This window comes from Streptomyces sp. Je 1-4 4N24, from assembly GCF_026239515.1.
In the GTDB taxonomy this organism is placed as follows: Bacteria; Actinomycetota; Actinomycetes; order Streptomycetales; family Streptomycetaceae; genus Streptomyces; species Streptomyces nigrescens.
This window is the reverse complement of the sequence record NZ_CP110836.1, coordinates 8,659,423-8,680,711: the sequence shown is the minus strand read 5'-3', so window position 1 is coordinate 8,680,711 and position 21,289 is coordinate 8,659,423. Positions and strand designations below refer to the sequence as shown.

At 71.2% G+C, this 21,289-nt stretch carries 10 protein-coding genes and 1 pseudogene; 6 read left to right on the top strand and 5 right to left on the bottom strand.

Features of this window, described 5'->3' with window-relative positions; translation table 11 throughout:
- Nucleotides 1-56: 56 nt before the first annotated feature.
- Both SLV14N_RS37625 and katG read right to left on the bottom strand, forming a co-directional pair.
- A complete protein-coding gene (locus SLV14N_RS37625; protein ID WP_221174723.1) occupies nucleotides 57-533 on the bottom strand; it encodes a polyketide cyclase in 477 nt (158 codons plus the stop codon).
- A gap of 224 nt (nucleotides 534-757) precedes the next feature.
- On the bottom strand, nucleotides 758-2,947 hold the full coding sequence (gene katG, locus SLV14N_RS37620) for a catalase/peroxidase HPI (protein ID WP_263272848.1): 2,190 nt from the start codon (nucleotides 2,945-2,947) through the stop codon (nucleotides 758-760).
- A 368-nt stretch (nucleotides 2,948-3,315) separates the two neighbouring features.
- On the opposite strand from katG, the pseudogene SLV14N_RS39020 reads away from it, so the two are divergent.
- Nucleotides 3,316-3,810 (top strand): annotated as a pseudogene (locus SLV14N_RS39020) (ATP-binding cassette domain-containing protein); the annotation flags it as partial.
- Here the strand turns inward: SLV14N_RS39020 and SLV14N_RS37610 are convergent.
- Nucleotides 3,754-3,912, bottom strand: coding sequence for a hypothetical protein (locus tag SLV14N_RS37610; protein WP_263272844.1), 159 nt, complete (start codon nucleotides 3,910-3,912; stop codon nucleotides 3,754-3,756). The pseudogene SLV14N_RS39020 and the gene SLV14N_RS37610 overlap by 57 nt on opposite strands.
- A 168-nt stretch (nucleotides 3,913-4,080) precedes the next feature.
- Nucleotides 4,081-4,437, bottom strand: a complete 357-nt coding sequence (locus tag SLV14N_RS37605; protein ID WP_263272842.1) for a hypothetical protein — start codon at nucleotides 4,435-4,437, stop codon at nucleotides 4,081-4,083.
- A gap of 253 nt (nucleotides 4,438-4,690) precedes the next feature.
- On the opposite strand from SLV14N_RS37605, the gene SLV14N_RS37600 reads away from it, so the two are divergent.
- Entirely contained in the window at nucleotides 4,691-5,050 is a 360-nt protein-coding gene (locus SLV14N_RS37600) for a hypothetical protein (RefSeq protein ID WP_265875048.1), read from the top strand.
- 161 nt (nucleotides 5,051-5,211) lie between these two features.
- Entirely contained in the window at nucleotides 5,212-6,627 is a 1,416-nt protein-coding gene (locus tag SLV14N_RS37595) for a DEAD/DEAH box helicase (protein ID WP_208687334.1), read from the top strand.
- Between the two features lie 42 nt (nucleotides 6,628-6,669).
- On the opposite strand, the gene SLV14N_RS37590 is transcribed toward SLV14N_RS37595, so the two are convergent.
- Nucleotides 6,670-6,894 (bottom strand): MbtH family protein, encoded by a 225-nt coding sequence (locus tag SLV14N_RS37590; protein ID WP_208687333.1) that lies wholly within the window; start codon nucleotides 6,892-6,894, stop codon nucleotides 6,670-6,672.
- 450 nt (nucleotides 6,895-7,344) lie between these two features.
- Here SLV14N_RS37590 and SLV14N_RS37585 point away from each other — a divergent pair, with 450 nt between their 5' ends.
- From SLV14N_RS37585 to SLV14N_RS37575, 3 genes are read left to right on the top strand one after another with little or no spacing between them, the layout of a single operon-like run.
- Nucleotides 7,345-18,666, top strand: a complete 11,322-nt coding sequence (locus tag SLV14N_RS37585; protein ID WP_263272837.1) for an amino acid adenylation domain-containing protein — start codon at nucleotides 7,345-7,347, stop codon at nucleotides 18,664-18,666.
- Complete coding sequence (locus SLV14N_RS37580; protein ID WP_263272835.1) at nucleotides 18,663-20,522, top strand: class I adenylate-forming enzyme family protein; 1,860 nt, start codon at nucleotides 18,663-18,665, stop codon at nucleotides 20,520-20,522. The genes SLV14N_RS37585 and SLV14N_RS37580 overlap by 4 nt, the downstream gene beginning before the upstream one ends.
- Nucleotides 20,519-21,289, top strand: coding sequence for a hypothetical protein (locus SLV14N_RS37575; RefSeq protein WP_259670665.1), 771 nt, complete (start codon nucleotides 20,519-20,521; stop codon nucleotides 21,287-21,289). Before SLV14N_RS37580 ends, SLV14N_RS37575 begins: the two co-directional genes overlap by 4 nt.

Sequence of the window (21,289 nt, the reverse complement as noted above, 5' to 3'; positions counted from 1 at the left end):
CACGCGATACGGTGCGGGCCCGCCCGCGCGCGCTCCGCCAACTCCCCCCTGCGACATCACCCACCGGAGACAAGCTCGGCCAGGTGATGCAGCGAGTTGGTGAGATGCTCGGGACCGAACGGCGGGAACTGGAGGTACTCCCGGATGGACTGCGGCACCGCCGACCAGTCGTAGGTGAGCGTGACCTCCGTCTCGGACGGAGCGAGCGGCGCAAGGTCGTAACGCCACATCCAGCCGCCGAACTCCAGGTGACCGTCGCCCTTCTCCTGCCCCGTCAGCCAGCCAATGGCGCACGGCGGGTCGAGCACCTGGACCTTGTTGGCCACCTGGTAGTCACCGTTGGGATGGTTGGCGTGATACATGTCCATCCGGAAGATCTGCCCCACCTCGGTCAGCGGCGCCCGGTCGACAGCTTCCTGAACCCAGCCGGTGCCATCGATCGCAGAATGGTTCGTCGGGTCCGCCAGCACCGCGAACACCCTCGCGGCGGGCACGGCGACAGTCAGGGTGGCGCTCACATTCTCCTGGTCCATGGCGTGCACGCTCCTTGTCATCTCATCTCGGGCCTCCCCCAGGCGCGGAAGAGGAACGTTCCCTACATGCAGACGACGCGGCGAGGCGAAACTCATCGGTCGTGACCCGTTGAGTGCGGCGTGCCTCATCGGTGGACGGAGCCCCCACGGTCGTTCGTCACCGCCCTGATCTGATCCCGAGGATGTCCCGGTCGGCCGATGGGTGGCCGACCCGGACATCGGGCTCAGGCCAGGTCGAACCGGTCGAGGTTCATCACCTTGTCCCACGCTGCCACGAAGTCACGCACGAACTTCTCTCCCGCGTCCGCGGACGCGTAGACCTCCGCGACGGCTCGGAGCTGGGAGTTCGAACCGAAGATGAGGTCGACGGCGGTGGCGGTCCACTTGGCCTCGCCCGTGGCGTGGTCCCGGCCCTCGTATACGTTCTCGGCCGAGGCCGACGCCTTCCACTCCGTGCCCATGTCGAGCAGGTTGGCGAAGAAGTCGTTGGTCAATTTCTCCGGCCGCTGCGTGAAGACGCCATGCGGGCATCCCGCGAAGCCGGTGTTCAGGGCACGCATACCGCCGACCAGAACCGTCATCTCGGGAGCGGTCAGCGTCAACAGGCTGGCGCGGTCCAGCAGCAGCGTCTCCGGTGACAGCTTCTCTCCCGCCCGGAGGTAGTTGCGGAAGCCGTCTGCCCTGGGTTCGAGCACGGCGAACGCCTCCGCGTCGGTCTGCTCCTGCGAGGCGTCCGTGCGCCCCGGTGCGAACGGGACGGTGATGTTGTGCCCGGCGTTCTTCGCGGCCTGCTCGACGGCCGCGCATCCGCCCAGGACGATCAGGTCGGCGAGGGACACTCTCCTTCCGCCGGTCTGTGAGCCGTTGAAGTCCTGCCGGACCTGCTCGAGGGTCTGCAGCACCTCGGCCACCTCGGGCAGGTCGTTGACCTCCCAGTCCTTTTGCGGCGCGAGGCGAATCCGTGCCCCGTTGGCGCCGCCGCGCTTGTCGGTGCCGCGGAAGCTTGCCGCCGCCGCCCACGCGGTGGTGACCAGCTGGGAGACGGACAGTCCCGAGCCGAGGATCCTGTCCTTGAGGGCGGCGATGTCCTCGTCCGCGACCAGTTCGTGATCGACCTCAGGGACCGGGTCCTGCCACAGCTGCGGCTCGGCGATCCACGGGCCGAGGTACCGCGAGAGGGGCCCCATGTCGCGGTGCAGCAGCTTGTACCACGCCTTGGCGAACGCCACCGCGAGCTGGTCCGGGTTCTCGTGGAAGCTCTTCGTGATCGGCGCGTAGACCGGATCCAGCTTCAGCGCGAGGTCCGTCGTCAGCATCATGGGAGCGTGCCTCTTCGACGGATCATGAGCATCGGGCACCGTGTCCTTGGCCGAGGGGTCCGTGGGGGTCCACTGCTTCGCGCCGGCCGGACTCGTCGTCAGCTCCCAGTCGTACCGGAACAGGTTGTCCAGGTACCCGTGGTCCCACGTCGTCGGCTTCGAGGTCCATGCGCCCTCGAGGCCGCTGGTGAGCGCGTCGGCGCCCGTGCCGCTGCCGTGGGTGTTCCGCCAGCCGAGGCCTTGCTGCTCGAGGGGACACGCCTCGGGTTCCGGGCCGATGTACGAGGGGTCGACCGCGCCGTGGCACTTCCCGAACGTGTGGCCGCCGACGATGAGCGCAACCGTCTCCTCGTCATTCATCGCCATCCGTCCGAAGGTCTCGCGGATGTCCCTGGCCGCAGCCATCGGGTCCGGGTTGCCGTTGGGCCCCTCCGGATTGACGTAGATCAGCCCCATCTGCACGGCACCGAAAGGAGTGGCGAGTTCCCTGTCGCCGCTGTAGCGCTCATCTCCGAGCCAGGTGTCCTCGGGCCCCCAGAAGATTTCCTCGGGTTCCCAGATGTCCTCTCGTCCGAAGCCGAACCCGAACGTCTTGAACCCCATCGACTCCATGGCACAGTTGCCGGCGAAGACCAGTAGATCGGCCCAGGAGATTTTCCGGCCGTACTTCTGCTTGACCGGCCAGAGCAAACGGCGTGCTTTGTCGAGGCTCGCGTTGTCCGGCCAACTGTTGAGGGGGGCGAAGCGCTGAGCGCCTGCGCCGCCACCGCCCCGGCCATCGGCGATGCGGTACGTTCCCGCGGCATGCCAGCTCATCCGGATGAAGAGCGGCCCGTAGTGACCGTAGTCGGCAGGCCACCATTCCTGCGAGGTCGTCATCACCTCGAAGACGTCCTGCTTCAGCGCGTCGAGATCGAGGTTCGCGAACTCTTCCGCGTAGGTGAAGCCCTCGTCCATCGGATTGGACCGGGATGAGTGCTGATGGAGAATCTGAAGGTCCAGCTGATTCGGCCACCAGTCCCGGTTCGACCGGGGCCGAGTCGACGTGGGGGCCGGGGAGGGGATTACTGGGTTCTCGCTTTCGCTGCCGGACACGTCCGTCCTTCTTCCTGTCTCGGTGTTTCCTTCTGCTGGCTGCTGTTCTTGCCGTCGGTTGCTTTGCTGCTGTCGAGCACCGCGACCCGCGCTCGTAGCGCGCCATGGCGCCCGCCGGCTGGAAACGCCTGACCGGACCCGCGGCAGTCCACGCGGGCCGGCGGCCGGCGAGAAACTTCCCTCATGCACGACGCCGATGATCGAGCCTGGCTCGGCGTCCGTATGGTCGCGCACCGCGGACCGCACTGCCACGAGAACACGCAGAGCATCACCGCGTACCACTCGAAGTCCGACGGCCGGCGCGGCAGGTGTGGTGATCGGCGCGGCCGCTACGCTCGCGAGAAGGGATTCCTCATATCGGAGGCACGATGCCCGGCAAGACGAGCAAAGCCGGCGAGGTTGCCGCCCCCGCCTTATTGCAGCTTTGCGGGATCAGCCGCACCTACGGTGATCGCGAGGCGCTGCAGCCCCTGGACCTGCAGGTCCAGGTCGGTACCTGCACCGCTCTCTTCGGACACAACGGCTCCGGGAAATCCACGTTGCTGCGCATCGCCGCCGGCCGGGACAAACCGACCACCGGCACCGCGCTGTTCGACGGCAGGGTCATCGATGAGGACGCCCCCGAGGTGCGCGCCAGGGTCGCCGTCGTCGGCGACACCATCGCTTGCTACCCCGACCTGAGTGTGCACGACCATCTCAAGCTCATCACCGTGGCTCACGACGTGGCTGACGCGGACGGGTGGATCGATCAAGTCCTGGCCGACCGCCGCCTTGAGGGCCACGCGCACCATCTTCCCTCCGCCCTGTCATCGGGACAGATGCAGGCATTCCTGCTTGCCGCTGCCCTGGTCCGCCCCCGCGATCTTCTTGTACTCGATGAGCCGGAGCAGCGCCTCGACCCCGACTCCCGCAGGCGCCTGTCCGTCTACCGCTTCGCCGAGCGCCTTGAGCACGTGGCCGCCCACGGGGACGTCCTGGAGGCGATCCGCCGTGCGCTTCCCGCCGGTCTGGTGCTGCTGGCTCTCAGCCTGGCGGTGATCGCCGCGCGCGACGCACTGTGGCGCGGGCCTGTCATCGTGCCGGGACCGGTCGCGGCGCGGCTGCTCAGCCAGCCGGTCGACCGGACCCGAGTGCTACGCCCCTACTTCCGCCTCACTGCTGGACTCGCCGTCGTCGGCGGGGTGCTGTGCGCGGTCGCCGGGGGTGTGCTGTTGCGCCTGACCGGACTCTCCTCGCTGGGGCCCGGGCTTGCGGCCTGCCTGCCCGCCGGGCTGTGTCTTCCGCTCCTCGCGGTCGTGCTCGCCCTCCAGGTCGAACGACGGACCAGCCTGGGAGCCCGGGTCAGGGCATGGACGCCGTACGCCGTGCTGCTCCTGGTGGTGCTCGTCGCGCAGACGGCGTGGGCGGCCACCGGGCACCGGCTTCCGGTGCTGGAGCAGGTCGAGCTGTGGTCCGGGCCCTGGGGCTGGGCCGCGCAACCTGTCGTCCATGCGGCAGGTGGCTCGGCGAGCAATTGGCCCGTCGCGCTCGCGCTGCTCGTGGTCCTCACCGCAGCGGCGACGCTGTACGCGCATGCGGTTTCCGCGACCGTCCCCACCAGCTCTGGCGGTGGGCCGGCTGGCCGAGTCGGCGCGACTGGAGGCGGACGGTCTCCGGCGCTCATCATGGTCTCCCTTCCGCTTCGCGACCTTGATGCTCCATCACGCGATCGTCCCGGCAGGGCTTGGCGCGGTACTGGCCTGCATGGCGGCCGTGCCCTTCGCACTCAACGGAGCTGCCTGGGCGCTCCTGCTGATGCCGGTGTGCGCGCTGCCGTTCGCCGCGGCCTCGGTCGTGGCGGCGGTACGCGGGCCGGTCCGGTCCGAGCTGCTGTTCATCGGGATGCCTACTCCCTTCGGGGACCTCAGCTTCTTCGTCTTCCTGATCTGGTACGCAGCACCACTGCCGATCTCGGTCACCGCCCTGAGTTTCGCGCTGGAAGCCGTCCTCACCCATGGGGCCGGCGTCGGCGCCCTTGCGTGCATGGTGCTGGTCGCCTTGGCATTGACGGCCGTGCTGCTCCTCGGCGCCTCCCACCTGGCCAAGAAACTGCGCAGGCATTGATCCAGGCAGGGTGGGGGCGAAAACACCGAATTTGCATGTTAGTGTTCAATATTTGCGCGGCCGTGACGGCTGGCGATTCCGTCCGTGCGGCCTCCCTTGTTCGTCGGCTGCTCGTTCCTGCCGGGCCTTCCTCGGTACGTTCCCCATGCGGAAGGCTCTTCATGAATCACCCGGACCGCGTCGGTGCCTCGCACGGCAGCCCCGCCCGGTCAGTGCCCCTCGCACCGATGGTGTCTCCGGTCGGCTCCTTCGCGGACCTGGAACTGCCGGCCGAGGTGCTGCGCACTCTCACCGAGCGCGGCGTGCGCGAGCCCTTCCCGATCCAGGCGGCCACGCTGCCCCCTGCCCTCGCAGGACGCGACGTCCTGGGGCGCGGGCGCACGGGGTCGGGCAAGACGCTCGCCTTCGGCCTACCGCTGCTCGTACGGACGGCCGGGCGGCGCGCGGAGCCGAAGCAGCCGCTCGCCTTGATCCTGGCGCCCACCCGGGAGCTGGCCCAGCAGGTGACCGAGGCGCTCGCGCCGTATGCCGAGGCGCTCCGGCTGCGGATGGCCACGGTCGTCGGCGGCATGTCGATCGGCCGGCAGGCCGCTGCGCTGCGTGACGGGGCCGAGGTCGTCGTCGCCACCCCTGGCCGCCTGCACGACCTGATCGAGCGCAGGGCCTGCCGCCTGGGACGGGTACGGATCACCGTCCTCGACGAGGCCGACCAGATGTGTGACATGGGCTTCCTGCCGCAAGTCACCGAGGTGCTCGACCAGGTGCACCCCGACGGCCAGCGGATGCTGTTCTCGGCCACCCTGGACCGCGACGTCGATGACCTGGTCCACCGCTACCTCCACGACCCCGTCGTCCACTCCGTCGACCCGTCCGCCGGCGCGGTCACGACGATGGACCACCATCTGCTGGTCGTCCACGGCCCCGACCGGTACGCCGTCACGACGGAGATCGCCGCCCGCGACGGCCGCGTACTGCTGTTCCTGGACACCAAGCACGCGGTCGACCAGCTCACCCGGCATCTGCGGGCCAGCGGAGTGCACGCCGCGGCACTGCACAGCGGCAGATCCCAGCCGCAGCGCACACGGACCCTTGCACAGTTCAAGAACGGCCAGATCACCGTCCTGGTGGCGACCAATGTCGCGGCCCGTGGTCTGCACGTCGACGACCTCGATCTCGTGGTGAACGTCGACCCGCCCACCGACCCCAAGGACTATCTGCACCGTGCGGGCCGTACTGCCCGGGCCGGTGAGTCCGGCAGCGTCGTCACGCTGGTGCTGTCGAGCCAGCGCCGCGAGATGAGCCGGCTGATGGCCGGGGCCGGCATCGAGCCGACGATCACCAAGGTGCGCTCGGGTGAGGCGGAGCTGAGCCGGATCACCGGGGCCAGGGCCCCCTCCGGTACCCCACTCGACGGTGCGCCCGCCACGCCCCGGGCCAAGAACACCAACGCCCCCTTCCGCGGCCTGGGCACCAGCAAGGACGCCTCCCGCGGCACCGGCGGCAAGTCCCGCAAGGCCGGCGAGGCCCGCAAGCTCGCCGAGGCCCGCAAGGCGGCCCGGGTGCGCCGCGGCAACTGAGAGCCGCTGCGCCGCCGAGCCGCGGGCCGCACCGGGCGCGGGTCAGGCTGCGCCGGAGTCCTCCATGGCCCGAGCGAGGCTCTTGGGGCGCATGTCAGTCCAGTGGGTGTCGATGTACTCAAGTGCCGCGTCGCGACTGGTCTCCTCAAGGACGGTCCGCCAGCCTGCCGGAACGACGACGAAAGAGGGCCACAGCGAGTGCTGCCCCTCGTCGTTGATCAGAACCAGGTAGGTGCCGTCCGGGTCCTCGAAGGGATTGCTGCTCATCCGGTCACTCCCTCTCAGCGGATGCGATCTCTTCTTCTTCATCATGGTGACGGATTCATCGTGGTGACGGATCGGCAGTTGACGAAGAGACTGAATGCCTGGCAGAGCCGACCTCCTGCCTGAGCCGGCCCCCCGGGCGAGCACGGGCGCCGGGGCCGCTCCGCGCCGGAAAGCGCGAACCAGCCACCGCAGAAGCGCATTCGGCCAGGGGCCGTGCCTCGTCCCGGCGGGATGATCCGGACAACCGTGTGGCGCAAAACCGAGGGCAGCGCTCTCCCACCAGCACGTCCTAGAGGCTTCAAGTAAACGTGAGATAGGGCATATTGCTGCGACTTTACTCTCCCATTGCCTGCTGTGTTTCGATGGGCCGGTCCACTTTCGATCAACGGCCCACATCCGACGGCAATCGCCGGCGTCACGCCGGGAAGACCGATGGGGATGCTCATACTCATGCCCGAAAACTGCCCTGAACTACACCTTTCCGAGGCTCAACTCGGGGTCTGGCTGGCGGAGCGTGCCGGGCACAGCCGCCCCGGCGCCTATCAATGGGCTGAGTACCTCGTCCTGGACGGCGACGTCGACGTCGGCCTCCTGGCCGCCGCGGTCACCAGAGCGGCTGCCGAGTGCGAGGCGGTCAACGTCCGCATCGTCGAGACGGCGGGTTCTTCGCCGGTGCAATGTCTTCTCCGGGACCCGCAACACACCGTCGAAGTGGTCGACTTCCGGGGAGCGTCCGACCCGGACGCCGCCGCGCTGGAGTGGATGCGGGCCGAGATGTCCAAGGCCGGGGGCAGTGACGCCGGGCCGTTGTTCCTGGGGGCCGTGCTGCGTGTCGCGGACGACCGCTCGCTGGTGTTCCACCGGGTTCACCACCTCGCTCTGGACGGGGCGGGCATGGCCCTGTTCGCCGAACGCGTCGCCGAGATCTACAGCTGCCGGTACGAAGGGCGCGCCGTTCCGGAGAGCGGCTGGGCCGGGCTCCGTCCCTTGGTGCACGCCGAGGCCGCCTACCGGGAGGCCGCCGCACGCACCGCGGACCGGGACTGGTGGCTGGAGCGCCTGGCCGGGCGGCCGGACTTCCTGAGCCTCGGCACGCATGCGGCCCCGGCCACGGACCGGTCGCTGCGGCTGACCAGGGTGCTCTCGGCGGAGCAGTTCGCCGGTTTTCGGGACGGTGCAGAGCGGCTCGGGCACCGCTGGACCCGGCTGCTCACCGCGGCGACCGCGGTCTCCCTGCACGCGGTGACCGGTAGCCGCGATGTCGTACTGAGCCTGCCGGTCGCCGGCCGTCCGGCCGGACTCGCCCGGACCGTGCCCGCGATGTCGGCCAATGTCCTCCCCCTGCGGTTGCACGTCGATCCGGCGGCCCCTCTCGGCGCTCTGCTCGACCAGGTGGCCGACGAACTGCGGCTGGTGCGCCGTCACCAGCGATACCGGGGTGAGCACCTGCGGCGTGAGCTCGGTTATCCCGAGGACGGCCGGAAGTTCTTCGGTCCGGTGCTCAACATCCAGCGTTTCGACCGGCCGTTGCGGTTCGGTCCGACGACCGCGACCGTCCACAACTTGCAGGCGCCGCCGTCGGAGGACCTCTCGATCGTCGCCTACGACCGTGGCGACGGTGTGCTGCGCCTCGACTTCGACGCCAATCCCGCCAACCACGGCGAGGAGTTGCTGCAGGACGTTGCCGACCGCTTCCTGCACGTGCTGTGGCAGGTGGCGGAGGCCGACCGGGAGACACCTCTGGCGCGGATGGCGGCGTCCACCGCGAGGGAGCGCCGGCACGTCGCCGCTCTGGGCACAGGTGACCGCACGTCGGCCGCGCCCGGTGGCACGGCCGTCGGCCGGTTCGCCGAGCAGGCCTCCCGCACGCCCGACTCTGTCGCGGTCCGCTCGGCCGAGACCGGGGAGCGGCTGACCTACCGCGAGCTGGACGCGCGGAGTTCGGCACTGGCCGCCGCGGTCGCCGCGGCAGGCGCGGGACCGGAGCGGACCGTCGCGCTGCTGCTCGAACGCTCGGTGGACCTGGTCGTCGCGGCGCTCGCGGTGGTGAAGACGGGCGCGGCCTATGTTCCCCTGCAACGCGACGACGCGCTCTCCCGGCAGGAAGCGGTGCTGTCCGATGCGGGAGCGCGGGTGCTGCTCACCGACCGGGAGACCGCAGACGATCCCCTCGTCACGGCGGCACGTGACCGTGGGGTGCGGCAGTTGGACGTACGGGAGCGGGGATCGGCGGCCGGGGAGCCCCGGGCGATGCCGGAGGCGACGGCGTGCCTGATGTTCACCTCCGGCTCCACGGGGCGTCCCAAGGGGGTCGCCATCACCCAGGGCAACCTGGCCGGGCTCGCCGCCGACCGGTGGTGGACCGAGGGCGGTGCGGACCGGGTGCTGCTGCACTCGCCGCACGCCTTCGACGCGTTCAACCTGGAACTGTGGGTGCCGTTGCTGACCGGTGGCGAGGTGGTCGTCGCCCCGCCGGGGAGGCTGGACCCGGCCGGACTGTCCCGGATCACGGCGGCCACCGGGATCACCGGACTGTGGCTGACCGCCGGGCTGTTCCACGCGTTCGCCACCGAGGACCCCGCCTGCCTGGCCGGGCTGCGCCAGGTCTGGACCGGCGGTGACGTGGTGTCCCCGGCGGCGGTGCGCGCCGTGCGGTCCGCGCTGCCGGAACTCACCGTCGTCAACGGTTACGGGCCCACCGAGACCACGGTGTTCGGGACCAGGTTCGCCGTCGAGGAGATACCGGAGGGCGCCGGCTCGGTTCCCATCGGTGCGCCGCTGGACGGCAAGCGGGTGCTGCTGCTCGACGACGCGCTGCGGCCGGTACCACCCGGTGTGGTGGGCGAGCTGTACCTCGGGGGTGTGGGAGTCGCGCGCGGCTACTTCGGCCGGGCGGCCGCGACCGCCGAGCGCTTTGTGCCCGATCCTTTTGGCCCGCCCGGCGCCCGCGTCTACCGCACGGGCGACCTGGCCCGCTGGAACCGCGACGGCCGGCTGGAGTTCGCCGGACGCGCCGACGGGCAGATCAAGCTGCGCGGCTACCGGATCGAACCGGGTGAGATCGATGCCGCGCTGCTGGCCGAGCCCGGGGTGCGGCAGGCCGCGACGATCCTGCGCGAGGACCGGCCGGGAGTGCGGCGGCTGGTCTCCTACGTGGCCGCGTCGGGTGACACGACACGGCTGCTCGATGGCGTGGCGGACCGGCTGCCCCCGTACATGGTGCCCTCGGCCGTGGTGGCGGTGGACCGGCTGCCGTTGACCCGCAACGGCAAGCTCGACCGGCTCGCGCTGCCCGCTCCGGAGGACGGGAGCACGGAGGCGGCCAGGGCTCCCCGCACCGCCGTCGAGCGCCGGCTGGCCGGGCTGTTCGGCGAGATCCTCGGCCTGGAGAGCGTTCCGCTCGACAAGGACTTCTTCCAGCTCGGCGGCGACAGCATCAAGGCGATCCAGCTCGCCGGTGCGGCTCAGCGGGCCGGTCTGGCCGTCAGCACCCCGGACGTGTTCCGCACACCCACCGTCGTCGCCCTCGCTGAGGGCATGGGAACGGCGCCGGAACCGGGGCACCGGATCGCGCTGGGTGACGCGGACGATCCCATGGTCCCGCTGACGCCCGTCATGCACTGGCTGCGCGAACGCGGCGGCCCGATCGACGGCTTCGTCCAGTCCCTGACCGTGCGTACTCCGGCGGGCATGACCGAAGCGCAGGTGCGCGCGGTGGTGCAGGCGCTGGTGGATCACCACGACATGCTGCGGCTCTCGCTGAGGGCAGTGGACGGGCTGTGGGCTCTGGAAGTGCTGCCGCGCGGCACCGTCGAGTGGAACCGTCCTGGCGCCCTGCTCGATCCCGTGCAGGGGCAGGTCGTCCGCGCGAGCCGGCGGGATCCCGGGCCGGCGGAGTCGGGTGAACTGACCCTCACCGTGCACCATCTCGGCGTCGACGGTGTTTCCTGGCGCATCCTCCAGGAAGACCTCCGCACCGCGTGGGAGGCCGTCCGGCACGGGCGCACACCGCAGCTGCAACGGACCGGGACCTCCTTCCCCCAGTGGGCGAAGGCACTGGTCCAGTACGCGCACCACCCGTCCGTGCTGGAGGAATTCTCCCGGTGGCATGCGGTACCGGAGGATCCGCCTGTCGCCGGCCGTGCGCTGGACGGCGAGGTGGACACCGAGGAGACCCGGCGCCGGCACTCCGCCACCCTGTCCGGCGCGCTCACCGCGCGTCTGGTGACCGAAGCGACCGCGGCCTTCGACTGCTCGGTGCACGAACTGCTGCTGACCGCGTTCGCGCTGGCCGCCGCCGACTGGCGGGAGGGACCGGACGCGCTGCTGGTGGACCTCGAAGGCCATGGGCGGGAGGAATTCGCCGCCAACCTTGACCTGTCCCGTACGGTCGGCTGGTTCACCACCCTGTGCCCCGTGGTGCTCGATCCCGGCTGCTCCTGGGCGGACGCCCGCACCGATCCGGCCGCGCTGGACGGTGCGGTGGCCATGGTGCGGTCCTGCGTACGGGACGCCCCGCGCGCCGGTCTGACCCACGGTCTGCTGCGCTACCTCAACCCGCAGACCGGTCCGGAGCTGGCCGCCCGGCCGTCGCCGCAGTTCGCGTTCAACTACCTGGGCCGGTTCGATGTCGGCGGGGACGGCGACTGGGCGGTGCCGGCCGACTCCTCGGTGCTCGGCCCGGCCACCGGCGGCAAACTGGCGATGGGCCACACCGTGGAACTCGACGCGGTGATCACCGATCATCCGGACGGCCCCCGGCTCGTGGCGCACTGGTCCTGGCCGGGTGAACTCCTCACCGAAGAACGGGTCTCCGGACTCGCGCACCGGTGGTTCGACGTGCTGGAAGCCCTGGCCCGGCGGGCCCGCGCCCGAGCCACCGGTGAGCTGCCCCTTCCTCCTCTGGCGCAGGGACTGCTGTTCCACTCGCTCTACGACCACGACGGCGCCGATCCGTACCTCGTCCAGTTCGTCTTCGAACTCGGCGGAGCGCTGGACCCCGCCGCGCTGCGCGACGCGCTCCACCGCCTGCTGCTGCGCCATCCCCAGCTCTCCGCGGGCATCCGGCACAGTCCGTCGGGGCGTCCCGTCCAGGTGGTCGTCCCGGACTTCACCGTGGAATGGCAGGAGATACCCGCGCACGAGGACCTCGACCGTTTCCTCGACACCGACCGCAGGCGGCGGTTCGACCTCGCCAGCCCCCCACTGGTCCGCGCGGCCCTGCTGCACCATGCCGACGCGCGGCACACCTTCGTACTGACCACGCACCACCTCCTGCTGGACGGCTGGTCCATGCCGATCCTGATCAAGGAGTTGTTCTCGCTCTACGCCGGCCACGCGCTCCCGCCCGCGACGCCGTACCGCGACTTCCTCGACTGGCTGTCCACCAGGGACTCCCGCGCTGACGAGGCCGCCTGGCGCGCGCTGCTGTCCTCGGTGGACGGTCCGACGCTGGTCGGCGGGGCGGGACGGCGCGGTTCGACCGCGGCCCGGCACAGGCTGACGGTGGAGCTGGACGACACCGCGAGCGCGCGGATCGAGGCCGTGGCGCGGCAGCACGGGCTGACCGCCAACGTCGTCGTACAGCTGGCGTGGGCGGTCCTGCTCGGTGCTCTGACCGGCCGCGACGACGTGGTGTTCGGCGCGACGGTCTCCGGCCGCCCGGCGGAGCTGCCCGGTGCGGAGCACATCGTCGGCCTGCTGATCAACACCATCCCCGTGCGGGTCCGCCTCGACCCCCGCCGGTCGGTCGCCGAGTCCCTCGCGGACCTGCGCGCCCAGCAACTGTCCATGTGGGACCACCAGCACGCCGATCTGACACAGCTGCAGTCGATCGCCGGGCATGCCGAACTCTTCGACACCGTCGTGGTCTTCGAGAACTATCCGATCGACGAGGACGAACTGCGCGATCTGGTGCCCGGACTGGAACTCCGGGACGTCCAGGGGCGGGACGGCACGCACTACCCGCTGACGCTGATCGCCATGCCGGGCGGCGACGGCCGCCTGCGACTCCGTCTCGACCACAGCAGCGACCTGTTCGACGAGGAAGAGGCCCGCCGCGTCCTCGACCGCCTCGGCGCGCTGCTCCACCGGATCACCACGCGTCCGGAGGAGCGGTTGGGGCAGCTCGACCTGCTGCTGCCCGACGAACAGGAGAGGCCGGCGGAGACCGGAGCCGAGCCCGCCCCGATCGCCCTGCCTTCGCTGTTCGAGGAGCAGGTGCGGCGGCGGCCGTCGGCCCCGGCCCTCACGTGCGGGGACACCACCCTGTCGTACGGGGAGCTCAACGCGCGGTCGAACCGTCTCGCGCGGCTCCTCGTCGCGCGCGGGGCCGGACCGGAACGCCTGGTGGCCCTGGTGCTCGGACGTTCCACGGACCTCGTGGTCGCGGTGCTGGCCGTGCTGAAGTCGGGAGCCGGCTACCTGCCTCTGGACCCGGCCCACCCGGTGGAGCGGGTGCGGCAGGTGCTGGCCGACGCCGCTCCCGTGCTCGTCGTGACCGGCGAGCCGCTCGCGGTGCCGGATCCGCAGATCGTGCTCGACGGCACCGATCCGGCCGCCGATTACCCGGCGGACGACCTCGGCCTGGCCGTGGACCCCGACAGCGTCGCCTACGCGATCTACACCTCGGGCTCCACCGGAGCGCCCAAGGGTGTCGTGGTGTCGCACCACAACGTCGGGCGGCTGCTCGCGGTGACCGACGGCCGGTTCGGCTTCGGCGACCACGATGTGCACACGCTGTTCCACTCCTACGCCTTCGACGTCTCGGTGTGGGAGCTGTGGACGGCGCTGGGCCGTGGCGGCCGCTTGGTGGTGGTGCCGGACGACGTCGCCAAGTCACCACGGGAGTTCCTGGAGTTGCTCGCCCGGGAGCAGGTCACCGCGCTGAGCCAGACTCCGTCGGCGTTCTACCAGCTCATGCGGGCCGCATCGGAGACGGAGCCGGGCGGGCTGCCCGCGCTGCGGGTCGTCGTGTTCGCCGGTGAGGCGCTGGAATTCTCCCGCATCCGTTCCTGGCACGGCCCCGGCCGGCCGAAGCTCGTCAACATGTACGGGATCACCGAGACTACCGTGCACTCGACTTACGCCGAGCTGACCGATCCCGACGAAACGGCCGGTGTCATCGGCACCGCGCTGCCCGATCTGCAACTGCACCTGCTGGACCATGCGTTGCGGCCGGTCCCCCCGGGCTGCCCCGGCGAGATCTACGTAACCGGTCCCGGTGTGACGCGCGGGTACCTGGGACGGCCCGGCCTCACCGCGAGCCGTTTCGTCGCCGACCCCTTCGGTGCGCCCGGTGCCCGCATGTACCGCTCCGGGGACCTCGCGCGGCGGCGGGCCGACGGCACGCTGGAGTATCTGGGCCGGACGGATCACCAGGTGAAGATCCGCGGCTACCGGATCGAGCCCGGGGAGGTCGAGCGCGTCCTCGAACGGCACCCCGCCGTGGACCGCGCCGTGGTGCTCGCGGACACGGATGCCGACGGCGGCCGACTGCTCTGCTACGCCGTGACGCAGGGGGATCCGGCACCCGCCGAGCTGCGCGCGTACGCCCGGACGGTGCTGCCCGCCCACATGGTGCCCGCGTTCATCCTGCCGGTCGACGAGATCCCGCTGACCGGCAACGGCAAGCTGGACCGCAGAGCCCTGCCGCGACCGGAGTCCGCACTGCCGGTGAGCCGCCCGCCGGCAACCGAGCGGGAGCGGCTCCTGTGCACCCTGTTCGCCGAGACGCTGGGGGTCCCCGAGGTCGGCGCGGAGGACAGTTTCTTCGATCTGGGCGGGCATTCGCTGCTGGCCACCCGCCTGATCAACCGGGTGCGGGCGGAGACAGGGTGCGAGCTGAGCATCCGCGCCCTGTTCGACGCCCCCGTCGTCGCCGACCTGGCGCGGTGCCTGCCGGAGCCGGCCGGTACCGCGCGGGCCGAACTCACCACGGCCGCACGGCCGGAGCGGATCCCGCTCTCCCCCGCGCAGCGGAGACTGTGGTTCTTCAGCCGGCTGGCCGGCGCCAACTCGGTCTACAACATGTCCTTCGCGACGCGGCTGAGCGGTCCGCCGGCGACGGAACACCTGTATGCGGCGCTCGGCGACGTGCTCGTCCGGCACGAAAGCCTGCGCACCACGGTCAACGAGATCGACGGCGAGCCCTACCAAAAGATCGGCACGGCCGAGGAGTTGTCGTTCGAGGTGGTGACCACGTCGGAGGCCGAGCTGCCCGGCCTGCTCGCCGACGCGGCCACGCACGTCTTCGACCTCACCACCGAACTCCCGGTCCGCGTCCTGCTCTTCGAGACCGCACCCGAGCGGCACGTGCTGCTGATCCTGCTGCATCACATCGCCGCCGACGGCTGGTCGCTGGCTCCGCTGGCCCGCGACCTGTCCACCGCCTACCGCGCACGCGTCGGGGGCGAGGCCCCGCGGTGGACGAGCCGGCCCGTGCAGTACGCGGACTACACCGTCTGGCAGCGCGGGCTCGACCTCCGCCCCGAGCTCTCGTACTGGACAAAGGCACTGCGCGGCGCCCCGGAGGTGCTGCCGCTGCCGCTCGACCACGCCAGACCGCTGGTGTCCGCGCACCGCGGGGAGACCGTCGACTTCACCCTGGACGCCGACCTGCACGCACGGCTGAACCAACTCGCACGGTCCACCGGCACCAGTCTGTTCATGGTGATGCACGCCGCGCTCGCGGTGCTGCTGTCACGGCTCGGCGCCGGTGTGGACATCCCCATCGGCACCCCGGTGGCCGGGCGCCACGATGAGGCGCTGCACGACACGGTCGGCTGTTTCGTCAACACGGTGGTGCTGCGCACCGACCTCAGCGGAACACCGACGTTCGCCGAACTGCTGGAGCGGGTCCGGACCACCGACCTCGACGCCTTCGCCCACCAGGAAGTGCCGTTCGAGCAGGTGGTCGAGGCGGTCAACCCGCCGCGCTCGCTCTCCTGCCACCCCGTCTTCCAGGTGATGCTGGCCTTCCAGGACACGCCGCCCGTCGCGTTCGACCTGCCGGGGTTGCGGGTCGAGCCGGTCGCCGCACACGGCGGCGCCTCCCGTATGGACCTGCTGTGGAGCCTGCGCCAGCACCATGGGGACGACGGTGCGGAAGCCGGTATCGAGGGCCAACTGGAGTACGACACCGAGCTGTTCACCCCGGCCTCCGCGCGACTGCTGCTCACGCGGCTGGACGATCTGCTGGGGGCGTTGGTGGCGGAGCCGCATCGCCGGATCGCCGACCTCCCGATCCTCGTCGCCGGCGAGCGGGAGCGGATGATCGGGCGCTGGAACTCCACCGCCCACGAGGTGCCCGAGACCACCGTGGCCGAACTGTTCGCGGCACAGGTGCTCCGCGTTCCCGACGCACCGGCCGTACGGCACGGGGACACCGTGCTCACCTACCGGGAGCTGTCCGAGCGGGCGGCGCGCATCGCGGCGGAGCTGAGTGAGCGCGGGGCCGGCCCGGGCAGTCTGATCGCGCTGGAGCTGCGGCGCGACCCCGATCTGCCGGCCGCGCTGCTCGCGGTCCAGTCGATCGGTGCCGCCTATCTGCCCATCGACCCCTCGCTGCCGCCACAGCGGATCGCGGCGCTGCTGGCGGACGCCCGCCCCCTGCTGGTGGTGCGCCACGACGACGGGCTCACCGTCACCGCGGGCTCCGGGGAACCGGCGCGCGTACCGGAGAACACGGCGTACGTGACGTACACCTCGGGCTCCACCGGGCGGCCGAAGGGGGTCGTCGTGCCCCACAGCGCGCTGACGAACCTGGTGCTCGCCCTGCGCGAGCGGCTGACGGTCGGCGCCGAGGACCGCGTACTGGCCGCCGCGCCCGCGGGCTTCGACATGTCCAAGCCCGAGCTGTACCTCCCGCTGGTCACCGGTGCCACGATGGTGCTCGCCGGCCACGGCGCACTGCGGGACCCCGACGAGCTGTCCGCCCTGCTCGACCGGCATCAGGTCACCGTGATGCAGGCGACCCCGTCGCTGTGGCAGACCCTGCTGACCCGGCGGCCGGACCGGCTGCGCCACATCCGCGCGGTCATCGGCGGCGAACCGGTACCGCGGGAGCTGGCCGAAACACTGACCGGCTGCACGGCGTCCCTGCTGGCCTGTTACGGCCCGACCGAGACCACGGTCTGGTCCACCACGCACCCGGTCGGCAGCGTGGCATCCGCCACGGTCCCCCTCGGGCGCCCCCTGTGGAACACCCGGTGCTATGTGCTCGACGCCAGGTTGCGGCCGGTGCCCCCGGGCGTGACCGGCGAGCTGTACGTGGCCGGCGCGGGCGTGGCCACGGGCTACCTGCACCGGCCCGGACTGACCGCGACCCGGTTCGTCCCGGACCCCTTCGGCCCGGAGGGGGACCGGATGTACCGCACCGGCGATCTCGCGTCGTGGACCGCCGACGGAATCCTGCACTTCCACGGCCGGACCGACGACCAGGTGAAGATCCGCGGCCATCGCGTCGAGCTCGGGGAGATCGAGGCCGTGCTGGCCCGCCACGAGGACGTCGACGCGGCCGCGGTGGCCGTCCACGACCGGAAGGCCGACGACCGTCGGCTGGTCGGCTATGTCGTCCCCGCCCACGCCGATCTGCGCTCGGTGGGCGCACACCTGGCCCGGCACCTGCCGGACTACATGGTGCCCACCCGCCTGCTCGCACTGGACCAACTCCCCCTCAGCACCAACGGAAAGCTGCTGCGCGACCAACTGCCCGAACCGGACTGGGCATCCGCGGGCGACTCGCCACCGCCGGAGAGCCTCCGCGAGCACCTGATGTGCGAGATCTTTGCCGAGGTGCTGGATCTGCCCCGGGTCGGACCCGGCGACCACTTCTTCGAACTGGGCGGGCACTCGCTTCTGGCGGCCCGGCTGACCGACCGGGTGCGGACCGTGCTCGGGCTGGAGCCGACGATCCGTAACGTCTTCGAGGCGGCCTCCCCCGCAGCGCTGAGCCGGCTGCTGGACGGGGCACTCTCGCAGAGCGCACCCGCGCACCTCGTGCCGTTCCGGACCGGCGGCCCGGCGGCACCGGTGTTCTGTGTCCATCCGCTCAGTGGGATCAGCTGGGTGTACTCGGGACTGCTGCGGCACATCGACCGCGACCACCCGGTGTACGGCATCCAGGCCGAGGGGCCCGGCGGAGTGGCGGACCTGCCCGGCACCGTCGAAGCGATGGCCGAGCGCTACCTGGGCCTGCTGCGGTCGGTCCGCCCCAGCGGCCCCTACCACCTGGTCGGCTGGTCCTTCGGCGGACTCGTGGCACATGCGATGGCGGTCCGGCTGCAGGAACTCGGCGAGCCGGCCGGATCGCTGTTCCTGGTGGACACGGTCGCCGGTACCGGCCCCGGGCCGGAGGATCCCATCGATGACCAGCGCGTCTTCCGGGTGCTGCTGACGGCCGCGGGACTCGACGGCGAGCACTTCGCTCCGGCGGACCTCGACTTCGACACCGTGTCGGCGCTGCTACATCAGGAAGGCAGCGTGTTCGCCCGGTTCACCGAGGACGACATCGGCCGCGTCCTCACGGTCTCGCGCCACAACTACGGGCTCGCGCGGGCCTACCGGCCGCCGCACTACCCGGGCGACACTACCTACGTCGAAGCGACGGCACACACACCGCGCCGGGTCCCGCACCACGACCTGTGGCGGCCCCACGTCGGTGGCGACCTGACCGTCGGTCACGCTACCGCGCCCCACCACCGCGTGCTGCAGCCGCAGCACATTGCCGAAGTCGGAGTCCAGCTCCGCGACCTGCTGAGGAGGCAGCGTTGATCCGCACCGGGGCCGGCGCCCTCGCCGAGCTGCCCGCAGGTGCGCGGGTGGTGATCCGGCTGCCCAACGGCAGCGCTCTGGCGGACGTGCTGCTCACCTGCTTCGACCGGCGTCTCGTCGCGGTCCCGCTGCACCCGCGCGCCACCGACCGGGCGGTCGCGGGGATCGCCGAGCGCGTCTCCGCGGCCGCCCTGGTGGACGTCCACGGCCTGCACCGCACCGCCCTGCCCGACGTCCATACCGCCCCGGACGATCTCGCCTTCATCATGTTCACCTCGGGCTCCACCGGCCCGCAGAAGGGGGTCATGCTCAGCCGCCGGGCGGTCCTGGGCAACGCGGCCAAGACCGCGGCACTGCACGGGCTGTCGCCGGAGCGCCCGCACGGGACCTGCCTTCCGCTGTACCACTGCAATGCGCTGGTCCTGTCCCTGCTCGGCACACACCTCACCGGTACGCCGCTGACCCAGCAGGCCGCCTTCGACCCGGTCGGCTACTTCGCCGCGCTGGGCGCCGCCGGGGCCAGGACCGCCTCCATCGTGCCCGCACTGCTGGCGGACCTGCTGGAGGTGGGCCCCGACTGGCCGGACGGCCTGGAGTACCTGATCACCGCGGCCGCCCCGCTGACCAGCGACCTCGCCCGCCGTTTCCACCGCCGGTACGGTCCGCGCCTGCGGCAGGGCTACGGCCTGACCGAGGCGGTCAACTTCAGTTTCACCATGCCCCGGCTCGACGACGCCGAGTTCCGCGACCAGTACCTGGAGCACCTGCCCCCGGTCGGGGCGCCGCTGCCGGACACCGAACTCCGGCTGGAGTCCGGTGAGGTGTGGATCAGAACGCCGGACCTGATGACCGGCTATTGGCAGGACCGTCGTACGACCGCCGCCACCGTCACCGACGACGGCTGGCTGCGCACCGGCGATCTGGGCGAACTGCGCGACGGCCTGCTCGTCCTGCGCGGCCGCGCCGGTGAGCGCATCAACCGCGGCGGGGAGAAGCACTACCCGCTCGACGTCGAACACGGCTGGCGCCAAGCGGGTCTGTCCGGCCGGTTCGCGGCGGTCGCGGTGGACGAACCCTCACTCGGCCAGGACATCGGGCTGATCGCCACGGAGCAGCCGGTCTCCGCCGTACGCGACCTGTACGAGCGGGCACAACTGCGCCCGGCGGCCGTCCAGTTCGGCGGCCTGCTGGCGACGTCCACCGGCAAGCCCCAGCGCAGGGCGATGGGCCGGGGACTCGCCGCGCGCCGGCTGGCTCCCGCGCGCTACGAACGGTTGCTGCGCTACGCCGCGGCCACCGCACAGGACCTGCTGCGTTCAGGGGCCGACCACTCCGGCCTTCGCTCCCTGGCCACACAGGCGGGGAACCGCCGCCCCCACCCGGACGAGGAGACCATCTTCGGCGCCTTCGACTTCCTGCGCGAACACTGGCACCACGAGGACGACGCGGAACTGTCCCGGGCCAAGGCCCACTGGCGTACGACGCTGCGCACCGAGTGGCCTCTGGCGGTGCACGCGGAGCTCGCCGCGGAAGTGGCGGCCCGCCACGGTTTCGAGGGGCCGCCGGTGCCGTTCGGCACCGAAGCCCGCTTCGGCGGCGGCGCACTGCTCGTGCTCCCGCACGGGCCCGCGGCCGACGGCCCGATATGGCCACTGGGCCCGCTCCTGTCCTTTCTGGACGGTCCTCTCGGGGCCTGCGGGAAGGACCGCTGGACACGGCTGACCCGGCTGCGCGACCGCGGATTCCCGACCACGGGCTGCTCGGTGCTGCGCGCCGGGCGACATGACCTGGGCGGCGTGCTGTGGGCACGGCAGCCGGATTCCGGACCGAACGAGCACGCGGGAGCGACTGGATGACACACGGCACCGAAACGACCGGGCGGATGAAGCAGTCCCCCGACCACGAGGACGAGATCCTCGACGTCCGGCGGCATCAGGACCCCGGCCGGAACCGGCTGACTCCGGTGGTGCAACTGCCACCGGACGTCGCCCTGAGCGTGGTCGACGCCCTCGCCGGTCTGGTCCGGGCGGCACACCGCACGGAACAGGCTCGCCCCACCCCCGCCGGCGTGCTCAAACAGGCGCAGGAGTTCGAGGAGGGCGACGTCTTCATGCTGGAGCCCCCCTTCGAGGGCTTCTTCGCCGACCGCTACCTGATGGACTTCTACGACACCGCCGAACGGGACATCTGCTCGCGCATGCACCTGCACACCGGGCTGCGGTTCGTGCGGATGATGACGGGCCCGGAGACCACGATCCGGGTCTCCAGCCTGTCCCCGATCACCGTGCGCCCCGCGGCAGCGAACTGGACCGGTCCGCTGCGAGCCTTCACCGACGCGTTGCCCGGTACGCCCACCGGGGTGCACCGGGACCGGCACAACGTGATCGTCCCGCCGAACTCCTGGGTGGACATGCAGATTCCGCGCGGGGTGTCCCACCAGTTCAACGCGGTAGGACCGAACGCGGTGATCGACTCGGTACACCCCGAGGAATCCATCGAGACGCTGCGCGAGGGAATGTCGGGCTACCGGATGATGGCGCAGACCATCTTCCTCGCCAAGGACAAGAGCCCGGCCACCACGTGCGCCGACACCACCGATCCGAGCAGCAGCGCTCGCCACTGA